Origin of the sequence: Roseovarius sp. 10 (assembly GCF_033100315.1) — a bacterium.
Taxonomy (GTDB): Bacteria; Pseudomonadota; Alphaproteobacteria; order Rhodobacterales; family Rhodobacteraceae; genus M30B80.
The window spans coordinates 132076-145023 of record NZ_JAWLVH010000001.1 but is presented as its reverse complement, the minus strand read 5'-3'; the positions used below and the strand labels follow the sequence as shown (position 1 = coordinate 145023).

Genomic DNA, 12948 nt, shown 5'->3' with positions numbered 1-12948 from the left:
CCCGTGTTCACCTCTTGTTCTCAGACATAAATGCAAACAAAAAGAGAACATTTCAAGTAAAATCTTGCAAGGCCCATGTTTTACGGTGAATGGTAAAGAAGTGGTTACGGGGATCGCCCTTGGCGATAATATTAATATGCTCTTGTTTTTTAAGCAGAAACTGGTGCTTTTCAGTGTGCCAAAAACAGGCACAACCGCATTAGAGGCCGCAGCCCTGCCCTATGCGAGTGCGGCGATTCTTGACCCGCCGGGGATGAAACATGTCTCGGTGTCGCGCTATAAGGCGCAGCTTGCCCCGTTTTTCGAGGCGCGCGGCAAGCAGCCGCATGAAACCATGGCCATCATGCGCGAACCCATTGACTGGCTTGGAAGTTGGTATCGCTACAGACGGCGCGATCAAATCAGGGGAAAACCAAATTCCACCGCTGATGTAAGTTTCGCCGAATTTGTTGAGGCGTGGTTGCTTGATACCCCCCCTGCCTTTGCACAAATCGGCGCGCAGGCGCGTTTTTTGGGCACGGACACGGCGCAGATCGGGGTCGATCACTTGTTTCGATATGATCAAATGGATCGGGCAGTCGCGTTTTTGGAACAAAGATTGGGGGTGTCGCTGCAGCTAGAGCGGCGCAATGTCTCGCCAAGCCTGCCATTGGAATTGCCCAAGGGGCTTGAGGCGCGCCTCAGGGCAGAGCGGCCCGAGGAATTCGCACTATGGGAGGCGCTCTGCGCGCGTTTGTAATTGATGCTCTACCTTGGCCAAGAGGTCGGCCAGCGCAAAGGGTTTTTGCAAAAAGGCAGAATTGGGGATCTCGCCCAAGGTTTTTTGATACACATCCTCCGCATAGCCCGACATGAACACGACAGGGGTTTGCGGGCGTGTTTCCAACGCCTCGCGCACCCAAGAGGGGCCATCACGCCCCGGCATCACGACATCGCTGATGAATAAATCAACCTCGCAATTTGGGGCGCGCAGCTTTTCAAGGGCTGCTTCCGCGCTCTCAGCCTCTTCCACCTCATAGCCGCGCAGGCGCAGCGCGCGGGCGGCGAAAGCGCGCACGGGCGGCTCATCCTCGACCAACAAGATTTTCTCACCCCGTCCCTTGGATTGCTTTGCGGGCGCAGGCGCCTGCGGGGTGGCCGCATTTGGCGTGTCTACGGGCGGGGCTGCCGCAGGATCATATGCAGGGCAGTAAATCGTAAATGTTGCCCCCTGCCCCAACTCGCTATCGACAAAGATATACCCGCCCGTCTGTTTGATGATGCCATAGACCATCGACAACCCAAGGCCTGTGCCCTTCCCCACGCCTTTGGTTGTGTAAAACGGCTCAAAAATCTTGTCCCGCTTGTCAGGGGCAATGCCTGTGCCTTGATCGCGCACTTGCAAGGTCACATAGCGCCCTTCTGGCACAAGCGCGCGGTCGCGCGCCAAGGGGGCATCAAGCGTCACCATTTTCGTCTCGACCGTGATTTCGCCCCCTTCGGGCATAGCATCACGGGCGTTTACCACCAAATTCATCACCACCTGCTCAAATTGGCGCCGGTCCGCCCGAATGGGCATAAGCGCAGGATCATGCGCGATGCGCAGCCTGACAGTCTCGCCCACCAATCGATTTAGAAGATGGCCCAGATCAGACAGGCAATCGCGCAAATCGACCACTTCTGGGGCCAAGCTTTGCTTGCGCGAAAAGGCCAAAAGCTGCCCCACAAGGGCGGTGGCGCGATTGGTGTTTTGTCGGATTTGTTCGATATCCGAAAAGTCAGGATCACCTTGATCATGACGCAGCAACAAAAGATCCGTGTGGCCGCTAATTGCGGTCAGAACATTGTTGAAATCATGCGCAACGCCACCTGCCAATTCGCCAATAGCCTGCATCTTTTGGCTCTGCACGAATTGGGCCTCGAGTTGCTTTAATTCGGTCGCATCATGCAACACCGCCAAGAGTGTATCCCCCCCCAACCCCGCAGGCGCATTTTCAGCAACAACACGCCCTAGGGTGATTTGCACAAAGCAATCATCATCACGATTGCGCACCCGCACCATCTCGGGGCGGTTTGGCACGCGCTCAGCGAGAACATCAGCCACCCAGTCGCGCACGGGGCGGCCTAAGCCTTCGACCAGATTGCCAAGGGGGCCGAGATCCCCCCCCGCCTCAATCGCCAAAAGCCGTTGCGCCGCGCGGTTGGCGACCAGAACCTGACCATCGCCCGCAACATGCAATAGGGCTGCAGGCAAGGCATCAAACACCTCAGATAGGCCCGTAGAATTGCGTGGCAGGTGATCGGGGCCAAGCAAGAACAATTCCCGCGTCCCATCAACCCGTGCTGCAAGCGCCGCACGCATGTCCACCACCCCGCGCGGGGAATGCACCCGATGGGTCTGGCCCGATTTCAAGGGCAAGTCATCGACAATATCCGCCAATCTTTCGATCTTTTTCCCATCGCGCGCCATAAGCCGCGCGATTGCGGCATCATTAATGGCCAAAACCTCATCTTCGGCGGATAGAAGAAGCGCGGGCAGGCCCAACCCTGCACCAAAGCCCGAAATTTCGCCACGCGCCTCCATGAATTCAATGCGCCAGATGACGAAATCGCCCGTGTTGTGCAGCGCCAGCCGCAAACCGCCCTTTGAAAGCCGCAGCACCTCGCGTGCGGGGATTTGCGCGCCGAGATCTTGATCCAATTGCGCCAGGTGACGGGCAACAACCGCCGCGGCATTGGGCAGACGCTGAGCCAAGGCCAGATCAATACGATCACATCCTTGCAGGCGCAGCATAGTATGCGCAGACGGGTTGGCATGTTCCAACTTACCGCGACTATCGGTGATCAAAACCGCATCAACATCGCCGTGATAGACCTTGGCCAAGGCCCTTAAATCTGCATCACGGCGCGATTGTGCCCATAAGGCAGGGATCAAAGCGGCCAAAAGCCCGCCCGCCCCACAAATCAGCGCGACCGACCACAGCGGTGACATAGAGGTCGTGCGCCCCGCATAGGTCAGGCCCAAGCCAAGGGTCACAATCCCAAGCACCAAAAGAACTGTCAAAAGAACAGGAGAAAATTGACCAAACCGCGGCTTGGTTTGCCCGCTCGCTATACTGGCTTGATCTGACAAGCCGCGCCTCCGTGTTCACGTTTTTTCACGCAGCATCGGCCCAAACAATTAACGATTGATTAAGATTTACGCGAAAGGCGCGGCAGCGCGCGAAGATGCTTTATTTTGCCTGTAACACGGCAAAAAAGAACCCGTCCGAGGCATTGCGCGGATCAAATCGGCGTGACTGAAGCAGGTCAAACTGCGGGTGGCGCGCCAAAAACGCATGCACCGCATCCTCATTTTCCGCACGCAGCAGCGAACAGGTCATGTAAATGATAAGGCCGCGCGGCGCGGTAAGGGTCACCGCCCGATCCAAGATCTGCGCTTGCTCACTCTGCAAGGCGGCCAGAGTTTCGGGTGTCATCCGCCACCGCACCATCGGATCACGCCGCCATGTTCCACTGCCAGAACAGGGCACATCCAAAAGAACCACATCAAATTGGACTTCGTGATCCAATTGCGCATCTTCGCGGGTTTGATAGACCATCCCCGCCCGTTCGGCGCGCAAGGCGACATCGCCCATGCGTTTGGGGAATTTATCATGTAATGTCAGATCTGCATCACTGCGCGCGGCAATGGCCAAAGATTTCCCCCCTGCGCCTGCGCAATAATCCAAAATGCGCCCTGTTTGGGGCACTGGAATCTCGGCCATTGCCATCTGCACAGACAGGTCTTGCACCTCGACCAAACCTGCCTGATAGGCGGCTGTGGCGGTAATTTTGCGCGCGCCCGTCTGCACCTCAAGCGCGGTGGCAAGGCGTGGGTCGGCTATCGCGTGCACGCCCGCTTGGGCCAAGTCGGCAATCACATGCTCAGGCGTGGTCTTGCGCGTATTTACCCGCAGATAGACAGGCGCCCGCGTGGACATGGCGGCAAGCAAGCCTTCCAAGTCTGGCCCAAATTCGGCCTTGAGCAGCGCCAACAGCCAATCGGGCGTATCGCTCAAAATATCGGGGGTTGGGTGTTCCTTCGCCTCATCCGCCGAAAGCGCGCTAGGGCCGTATGGCATCTGCCCAAAGACATCCTCAACCGCCACATTTTGCAGGCGCAAAAGCCCCAAAATCAGCGCGCGCCCCGTAGCCTGCGGGACGGTGCATCCCGCAAGGGCCGCCGCGCGGCCCCGATTGCGCAGCACATCATAGACATGATCGCTAATGGCCACGCGGTCTTTTGACCCTGCAAAGCGCGCAGACCTGCCCCATGCCCGCAAGGCGGGTTCAGGGGTTTGGCCCGCAAGAATGGCGTCTAAGACCTCAATCGCGGCCTGATATCGCGCAGCAGGCGTCACGCGCGCGCCTCAGCCCACGCGGTAATTGGGGCTCTCGCGGGTGATTTGCACATCATGCACATGGCTTTCTTGCAGGCCCGCATTGGTGATTTTCACGAACTGGCAGTTTTTGCGCATCTCATCCACAGTGGCCGAGCCCGTATAGCCCATCGCCGCGCGCAAACCGCCCACCAACTGGTGGATAACCGCATTGGCACTGCCTTTATAGGGCACCTGCCCCTCGATGCCTTCGGGCACCAATTTGTCAGAGGCGGCATCTTTTTGGAAATAGCGATCCGCTGAGCCGCGCGCCATGGCGCCAAGACTGCCCATCCCGCGATAGGATTTGAACGAGCGACCTTGATAGAGGATCACCTCACCAGGGGATTCATCTGTGCCCGCAATAGCAGAGCCCACCATCGCGCAAGAGGCGCCTGCGGCAATCGCCTTGGCAAAATCGCCCGAGAATTTAATACCGCCATCAGCAATGATCGGCGTGCCAGAGGCCGCGGCTGCTTCGGCACAATCCATGATCGCGGTTAATTGCGGCACACCAACGCCCGCCACAATCCGCGTGGTGCAAATGGATCCGGGGCCAATGCCCACTTTGACCGCATCTGCGCCTGCATCAATCAAGGCGCGAGTGGCATCGCCTGTGGCGACATTGCCCGCCACGACCTGCACAGCATTGGACAGTTTCTTAACCCGCTCAACCGCATGGGCCACGCCCTCGGAATGCCCGTGCGCTGTGTCGATCACGATCAGATCACAGCCCGCGTCAATCAACGCCTCCGAACGCTCAAAGCCCGCATCACCCACGGTTGTGGCGGCGGCCACGCGCAAACGGCCTAAATCATCTTTGCAGGCGTTGGGGTTCAGCACTGCTTTCTCAGTATCTTTCAGGGTCAAAAGACCCGTGAGCTTGCCCGATTTATCGACAACCAACAGCTTCTCGATCCGCCGTGCCTTCATCAGGCTTTTGGCTTCTTCCAAATCTGCAGGTTCGCGCAGCATCGCCAAATTATCAGATGTCATCATCGCGCGCACAGGCGTCTCGTCAGATGTCGCAAAGCGCATATCGCGGTTGGTGACGATCCCCACCACGAGGCCCTTTTCATCCACAACAGGAAAGCCCGTGAAATTATACCGCTCAATCAGGGCCTTGGCATCGGCCAAGGTCTGATCTGGGGTCAATGTGACGGGGGAATAGACAATGCCGCTTTCAAACCGTTTGACGCGCCGCACCTCGCGGGCTTGTTCCTCAAGCGTAAGATTGCGGTGGATCACCCCCATACCGCCTGCCTGCGCCATTGCAATCGCCATGCGCGCCTCGGTCACTGTATCCATAGCGGAAGACAAAAGCGGGATGTTCAGCGCAATCGATTTTGTCACCCGCGTGCGCGTATCTGCAGTCGAGGGCAGCACGCTAGACGCGGCAGGCAGCAGCAAAACATCATCAAAGGTAAGGGCCTCACGAATCTCCATCACGCATCTCTCCTTGCGGGAGTTTCAATTGGCACTGCCCTATCTCATGCATAAGCCCTGAGGGAAAGCCCCAATTGGGAAAAAATCTCAGCCGCGAAATCCTGAGGCGACCACAAATTTCTCGGAACTATCCGCGCGGCTCGCGCCTGGTTTCACATTTGCCACCTTGGCAAAGCGCTGTTTGAGGATCTTTTGCAAATCGCCCTCCGCGCCCCCTGCCAACACTTTGGCTACAAATGTGCCGCCCTCTTCCAACACATCAAAGGCGAAATAGGCTGCGGCCTCGCACAAGGCGATGATGCGCAAATGGTCGGTTTGCTTATGCCCTGACGAGGCTGCGGCCATATCGCTCATCACGACATCGGCTTTGCCGCCAAGCCAGCCTTTGACCTTTTCATCTGCGTCATCTTCCATAAAATCCAATTGATGCAGCTCTGCGCCTGCGATGGCTTCGACCTCTTGCAGATCAACACCGATGATACGGCCAATGGCCTTGCCTGATTTCTCGCCCAACGCGTTGATCCGAGGCACGGCCACCTGACACCATCCCCCCGGCGCACAGCCCAAATCAACCACCCGCGCGCCTGGCACCAGAAAGCGGAACTTGTCATCCAATTCCATGATCTTAAACGCCGCGCGGCCGCGATAGCCCTCGCGCTTGGCGCGCTGCACATAGGGGTCGTTTAACTGCCGCTCCAACCAACGGGTTGAGCTGAGTTTCCGCCCGCGCGCGGTTTTGACCTTCACACGCAAATCCCGCGCGCCGCGCCCGCTGCCGCTTTTTCCTGTGGGGGTTTTGGTCATCTCAGGTTCCAACTCGCTTCTTTCCCCCGCTTACTGCGCAGACCGCATTAGCGCAAGGGACTGCGCCTTTTGCGCGAATTTCCAAAACCTGCCGCACAGGTCATGGACAAGCCCGCCAAGCCACGCCAATTTAGCCGCAATGACGCAGCGCAAGGATCAACACCACATGGCACGCAAAATCATCATTGATACGGATCCAGGCCAAGATGATGCCGTGGCTATTCTGTTGGCTTTGGCCTGCCCTGAGGCGCTTGATGTGTTGGGCGTTGTGGCCGTTGCAGGCAATGTCCCCCTGCCCCTGACCGAGCGCAATGCCCGCATTGTAACGGGTCTGTCTGGGCGCACTGATGTGCCCGTCTTCGCGGGCGAGGCTGCCCCGCTTGCCCGCCCCCTTGTGACCGCCGAGCATGTGCATGGGCAAACAGGTCTAGATGGCCCGCCTTTGCCCGAACCCCATCTGCCGCTTGACCCTGAGCATGGGGTGGATTTCATCATTCGCAGCCTGCGCGCCCATCCCAACCAAGTGACGCTTTGCCCGCTTGGCCCCCTGACCAATATCGCACGGGCCTTTCAAAAGGCCCCCGATGTGATCCCACTGGTGCAAGAGATCGTGCTGATGGGCGGCGCTTATTTTGAGGTCGGAAACATCACCCCTGCCGCAGAATTTAACATCTACGTAGACCCAGAGGCCGCCGAGATTGTGTTTCAATCCGGCGCGCCGATCACGATGATGCCGCTTGATGTCACGCATCAGGCCCTGACAACCGCGCCCCGCGTTGCAGGCTTTGAGGCAATGGGAAATCACGCAGGCGCGATGGTTGCCGCATGGACAGGGTTTTTTGAACGCTTCGACAAAGAAAAATACGGCGCTGCTGGGGCGCCTTTGCATGATCCTTGCGTAATTGCCTATCTGCTAGATTCTGACCTCTTTTCTGGCCGCACCATCAATGTCGAGATTGAAACCCAATCCGAGCTGACACTGGGCATGACGGTCGCGGATTATTGGGGTGTTACAGATCGCAAGGCCAATGCGCTGTTTATCCGCGACATGGATGCAGATGGGTTTTATGCGCTGCTGCATGACAGGATCGCAAGACTGCCATGACAGGCCAAGACAAACCCCCTCCTAGCATCGGCTTTGACAACAGCTATGCCCGCCTGCCCGATCGCTTTTTTGCGCGGGTTGCCCCGACCCTTGCGCAAGATCCAAAGCTTTTGGCGCTTAATCACCCGCTTGCAGACCGCTTGGGGCTTGCTGATACGCTTCGCGCTATGAGCGATGACGAACTGGCCCAGATTTTCGCAGGCAACAAGATGCTTGCAGGGGCAGACCCGATTGCACAGGCCTATGCGGGGCATCAATTCGGCGGATGGGTGCCGCAATTAGGGGATGGGCGTGCAATCCTCTTGGGCGAGGTGGTAACGGATCAGGGGCGCTTTGACATCCAACTTAAAGGCGCAGGGCGCACACCCTTCTCGCGCATGGGCGATGGGCGCGCATGGCTTGGGCCCGTCTTGCGCGAATATGTCTTGAGCGAGGCGATGGCGGCCTTTGGGATACCCACCACCCGCGCTTTGGCCGCTGTCACCACGGGCGAGGATATCCTGCGCGAAGATATCCGCCCCGGCGCGGTTCTCGCCCGCGTAGCTCAAAGCCATATCCGCGTGGGCACATTCCAATATTTTGCAGCGCGGGATGATCGCGAGGCCCTGCGCGCTTTGGCGGATCACGCAATCGCGCGCCACTATCCGCAGGCCCAAAGCCTTGATGATCTTTTGATCGGGATGCGCGATGCGCAAGCGCGCCTTGTTGCGCAATGGATGGGTGTGGGGTTCATCCATGGCGTGATGAACACCGACAATATGACAATATCGGGCGAAACCATTGACTATGGCCCTGCCGCCTTCATGGATCGTTATGATCCTGAGCAGGTGTTTTCATCCATCGACCAGTTTGGGCGCTATGCTTATGCCAATCAGCCCAATATCGCGGTCTGGAACATCGCCCAATTCGCCACCTCGCTTTTGCCCATCTGCGATGGCCCGCGTGAGGATGCTATAGACCGTTTCACCCAGATCGTGCAGGGATTTGCGGATCGCTTTGACGCGGAATGGCATGCGGTTTTGGGGCGCAAACTGGGGCTTGGCCCTGATCATCCGCAGGCAGGCACAATGGGGCTTCAGTTTCTCGAGCATCTCGCACGGCTGGGCGGGGATTTCACCCACGCCTTTCGGGCATTGACCGATGGGGGCCTATCTGGCCTTGAGGCTGAATTGGGCGCGACAGGGGATCAAGCCCTGCGCGACTGGGGCATGATGTGGGAGGCCGAAACCACCCCAGAGACGCGCGCAGAAATGGGTCAGGCCAACCCTGTGCGCATCCCGCGCAATCATCAGGTTGAGGCAATGATCGCGGCCGCGATGTCGGGTGATCTGTCAAAATTTCAGGCCCTAAGCCATGCCTTGGCTGCGCCCTACACGCCCGATCCCAGCCTTTCCGCCTATGAGGCCGCGCCCACTGCGGCAGAACGGGTGACACAGACCTTCTGCGGCACCTAGCGGCGATTGATCAAGATCAGCCCCGCACAAACCAAAGCAAGCGCGAGCAAAAGCTCAAGCCCAACCGCCTCGCCCAAAAAGAGCCACCCCATCGCAACCCCAAAAATCGGCGACAAAAAGCTAAAGGACGCAATGGAGGAGGCAGGGTAAATCGAGATGAACCAAAACCAGACCAGAAAGGCGGCAAAGGCAATCACCACAATCTGAAAGCCTAGCCCCGCCCAATGGATCAGCTCAGGGTCACGCAAGAACGGGCCAAAAAACAGCGCCGCCGCGATCAATATCGGGCCAGAGACTAAAAGCTGCCAAAATAACTGCATTTCAATCCGCAGCGTGCGCAACGGCGTGATCCGTGCCGACACCGCAATCGCCGCCCAACACATTGCCCCTGCAATCGCATAAATATCGCCCAAAACCCCGCCTGCGCCGCTCGCCCGCCCGTCATGCGGCCATGCCAAAGCGCACACCACCCCACCAAACGCAAGCGCCAACCCGATGCCTTTTTGGGCTGTAATCCGCTCGTCCGGGATCAGAAAATGCGCGGCCAGTGTCAGCCAAATCGGCATCGTGTAAAACAAAACCGAGGCGCGCGCGACCGTGGTGTAATCAAGAGCAAGGAACAGAAACATAAACTGTCCCGCAAAGAGCAGCGCCACCCAAAGGCCAGAGAGGGGCGCACGGGCGAAATCAAGCGGGATCCCGCGAAAGCGCATCCACAGCAGCAGCAAAAATGCGGCCCCCACAGATCGGATGCCTGCAAAAAACACGGGCTGAATCCCCTCATTCGTGACCCTGACCACGACCTGATTAAAAGCCAGAAGAATCGCAAACAGGATCATGCCCACAGTGCCGAATTGATCCATCTGCGCTTTGCGCTGTGGTTGATGCTCCATCACCCTGCCTATGTGTTTTGATATGCCATGACCCAAGCGGTCTTTTCGGGCGATGTCAAATCCCTTACAGAAGAAAAGGCAGAGGTGGAAAAAGGGCCAAATTGGTGACTGAGACGATCGAAATGAGATGCAATACGCAAGGGCTGCGCATGACGGAACAGCGCCGCGTCATTGCGCAGGTTCTAGACGCATCCGCCGATCACCCCGATGTCGAAGAACTTTACTCTCGGGCCTCCGCCGTTGATCCACGCATTTCCTTGGCCACGGTCTATCGCACCGTTAAATTATTCGAAGAAGCAGGCATCCTAGAAAAGGTAGAATTCGGCGATGGCCGCGCACGCTATGAGGATGCAGAGCGCGAACATCACGATCATCTCATTGATTTGACAACGGGCGATGTCATCGAATTCATCGATCCCGAGATCGAAGCCTTGCAAGAAAAAATCGCGGCTAAGTTGGGCTATAGGCTTCAGGGGCATAAGCTTGAGCTATACGGCGTGCCGATTACAGCGCCCAAGAAAAAATAGTCAGACCCGCCACAGGGCTAGCATCGCGCCACGGCACAGGCTAAGCCACGGGCAAGGCTATTTTGCACGGAAGCGACCCCCAGAATGGAAAATATACGCGGCATCGCCTTGATGACGGCAGCGATGTTTGGCTTTGCGATTGAGGATGCGCTGGTCAAAACCCTCAGCGTGACCATGCCTGTCGGACAAATTTTGATCCTTTTGGGCTTAGGGGGCGCGCTGATCTTTGGCGGGATCGCGTGGGCGCAAGGCACCAAATTGATCACCCGTGACTTGCTTGACCCGCTGATGCTGACCCGCAATTTGGGCGAGATGTTTGGCACGATGGCCTTCGTCTCTGCCCTCGCACTTTCGCCCATGTCTCTTGTCGCGGCCATTGTGCAGGCTATGCCCTTGATGGTGACGATGGGCGCGGCCCTGTTTTTAGGCGCGCCTGTTGGGTGGCGGCGGTGGAGTGCGATCATCATCGGCTTTATCGGGGTTCTCATCATCATCCGCCCTGGCACAGCCGAATTTGATATCGGCGCGGTTTTGGCGCTTTTTGGGGTCACGGGCCTGACGGCACGCGATTTGGCAACCCGTGTGATGCCCGCAAAATACAGCTCGATGCAGCTGTCTTGTTACGGTTTTTTTGCGGTCGTGCCCGCAGGCCTGTTACTCTGGGCCTTTTCAGGGGGGGCCTTTGCCCCGCAAAGCCCCGAGGTGATCCGCCTTGCTGCCGCCCTGCTTGCAGGGGTGATGGGCTATTACGCGCTGACCCTCTCCATGCGTATGGGGGATATCTCGGTCATTACACCGTTTCGCTACTCGCGACTCTTATTCGCCCTGATCTTGGGCGCGATTGTTTTTGGCGAGCGGCCCGATGCCTATATGCTGACAGGGTCGGCCATCGTGATCGCGGCGGGGCTTTACACGTTGATCCGCGAAGCGCGGCTTGCGCGTGCCGCACAACAGGCGCAATCGACCCTTTCTTCTGATCCCACATCGCGCTAAAGCATCGCGCAAATCTTTTTTCTTTCTTCACAGACAGGCCAAGCCATGACCACCATCATTGATATTCACGCCCGCGAAATTCTCGACAGCCGTGGCAACCCCACTGTTGAGGTGGATGTAATCCTCGAAGATGGCACCTTGGGCCGCGCGGCTGTGCCTTCGGGTGCATCCACAGGCGCCTATGAGGCGGTTGAGATGCGCGATGGCGATAAAGCGCGCTATATGGGCAAAGGTGTTCAAAAGGCGGTCGCGGGCGTCAATGGCGAATTGGCCGACACGTTGGTTGGGTTTGACGCCACCGAACAGGCCGCAATTGATGCAGTGATGATCGAAATGGACGGCACCGAGAATAAGGGCCGTCTGGGCGCGAACGCGATTTTGGGCGTCTCGATGGCCGTTGCCAAAGCCGCCGCCGAGGCCACAGGCCAACCGCTTTATCGCTATATCGGCGGCACGCAGGCGCGCGTTCTGCCTGTGCCGATGATGAACATCATCAATGGCGGTGAGCACGCAGATAACCCAATCGACATTCAAGAATTTATGGTTATGCCTGTTGCAGCCCCCACATTGTCTGAGGCTGTGCGGTGGGGGTCGGAAATTTTCCACACCCTGAAAAAAGAACTATCCGCCGCGGGTCTGGCAACGGGTGTTGGCGATGAGGGCGGCTTTGCCCCTGCGCTTTCGTCAAGCCGCGCGGCGCTTGATTTCATCATGCAGTCGATTGAAAAAGCAGGCTTCAAGCCTGGCTCTGATGTGATGTTGGCGCTTGATTGCGCGGCGACCGAATATTTCAAAGGCGGCAAATATGAGCTGACAGGCGAAGGCCTCAGCCTGACCCCATCGGAAAATGTGGCCTATCTCAAGGCGCTTTGCGCTGATTACCCAATCTTGTCCATCGAGGATGGCATGTCCGAAGATGATTGGGCAGGTTGGAAAGAATTGACAGATGCGATTGGCGACAAGGTGCAATTGGTGGGTGATGATCTCTTTGTTACCAACCCTGCCCGTTTGGCCGAAGGTATCGAAAAAGGCTGCGCCAATGCGTTGCTGGTGAAAGTGAACCAGATCGGCACATTGACCGAAACCTTGGACGCGGTCGAACTGGCGCATCGCAACCGCATGGCCTGCGTGATGAGCCACCGCTCGGGCGAGACCGAGGATGCCACGATTGCCGATTTGGCCGTGGCCACCAATTGCGGCCAGATCAAAACAGGCAGCCTCGCGCGGTCAGATCGTTTGGCGAAATACAACCAATTGATCCGCATCGAGGAAGAATTGGGCGATGTCGCGCGCTATGCGGGCACATCCATCCTACGCTAAGGCATG

At 57.7% G+C, this 12948-nt stretch carries 11 protein-coding genes; 6 read left to right on the top strand and 5 right to left on the bottom strand.

Annotated elements, in window-relative coordinates; translation table 11 throughout:
* The first annotated feature begins 163 nt into the window (after window positions 1-163).
* The gene (locus RYZ18_RS00705) at window positions 164-739 is read left to right on the top strand and encodes a gamma-glutamyl kinase (RefSeq protein WP_317654422.1); all 576 of its coding nucleotides are present in this window, start codon (window positions 164-166) and stop codon (window positions 737-739) included.
* On the opposite strand, the gene RYZ18_RS00700 is transcribed toward RYZ18_RS00705, so the two are convergent.
* The 4 genes from RYZ18_RS00700 to RYZ18_RS00685 form a co-directional block, all read right to left on the bottom strand.
* Window positions 710-3112: an ATP-binding protein gene (locus RYZ18_RS00700; protein ID WP_317654420.1), complete on the bottom strand. Its 2403-nt coding sequence runs from the start codon at window positions 3110-3112 to the stop codon at window positions 710-712. The genes RYZ18_RS00705 and RYZ18_RS00700 overlap by 30 nt on opposite strands.
* 100 nt (window positions 3113-3212) lie before the next feature.
* On the bottom strand, window positions 3213-4382 hold the full coding sequence (locus tag RYZ18_RS00695) for an RsmB/NOP family class I SAM-dependent RNA methyltransferase (RefSeq protein WP_317654419.1): 1170 nt from the start codon (window positions 4380-4382) through the stop codon (window positions 3213-3215).
* Window positions 4383-4391: 9 nt separating this feature from the next.
* Window positions 4392-5846: an IMP dehydrogenase gene (gene guaB / locus RYZ18_RS00690; protein ID WP_317655777.1), complete on the bottom strand. Its 1455-nt coding sequence runs from the start codon at window positions 5844-5846 to the stop codon at window positions 4392-4394.
* Window positions 5847-5933: 87 nt separating this feature from the next.
* Window positions 5934-6650: an RlmE family RNA methyltransferase gene (locus RYZ18_RS00685; protein ID WP_317654418.1), complete on the bottom strand. Its 717-nt coding sequence runs from the start codon at window positions 6648-6650 to the stop codon at window positions 5934-5936.
* 166 nt (window positions 6651-6816) lie between these two features.
* On the opposite strand from RYZ18_RS00685, the gene RYZ18_RS00680 reads away from it, so the two are divergent.
* Window positions 6817-7755, top strand: a complete 939-nt coding sequence (locus tag RYZ18_RS00680; RefSeq protein WP_317654416.1) for a nucleoside hydrolase — start codon at window positions 6817-6819, stop codon at window positions 7753-7755.
* The gene (locus RYZ18_RS00675) at window positions 7752-9209 is read left to right on the top strand and encodes a protein adenylyltransferase SelO (RefSeq protein WP_317654415.1); all 1458 of its coding nucleotides are present in this window, start codon (window positions 7752-7754) and stop codon (window positions 9207-9209) included. The genes RYZ18_RS00680 and RYZ18_RS00675 overlap by 4 nt, the downstream gene beginning before the upstream one ends.
* Here the strand turns inward: RYZ18_RS00675 and RYZ18_RS00670 are convergent.
* On the bottom strand, window positions 9206-10102 hold the full coding sequence (locus RYZ18_RS00670) for a DMT family transporter (RefSeq protein WP_317654413.1): 897 nt from the start codon (window positions 10100-10102) through the stop codon (window positions 9206-9208). The genes RYZ18_RS00675 and RYZ18_RS00670 overlap by 4 nt on opposite strands.
* 149 nt (window positions 10103-10251) lie before the next feature.
* Here RYZ18_RS00670 and RYZ18_RS00665 point away from each other — a divergent pair, with 149 nt between their 5' ends.
* The 3 genes from RYZ18_RS00665 to eno all read left to right on the top strand — a co-directional run bounded on the left by RYZ18_RS00665 (window position 10252) and on the right by eno (window position 12942).
* The gene (locus tag RYZ18_RS00665) at window positions 10252-10629 is read left to right on the top strand and encodes a Fur family transcriptional regulator (RefSeq protein WP_411567065.1); all 378 of its coding nucleotides are present in this window, start codon (window positions 10252-10254) and stop codon (window positions 10627-10629) included.
* Between the two features lie 84 nt (window positions 10630-10713).
* Window positions 10714-11622: a DMT family transporter gene (locus tag RYZ18_RS00660; protein ID WP_317654410.1), complete on the top strand. Its 909-nt coding sequence runs from the start codon at window positions 10714-10716 to the stop codon at window positions 11620-11622.
* Window positions 11623-11667: 45 nt separating this feature from the next.
* A complete protein-coding gene (eno, locus tag RYZ18_RS00655; protein ID WP_317654409.1) occupies window positions 11668-12942 on the top strand; it encodes a phosphopyruvate hydratase in 1275 nt (424 codons plus the stop codon).
* Window positions 12943-12948: the final 6 nt, after the last annotated feature.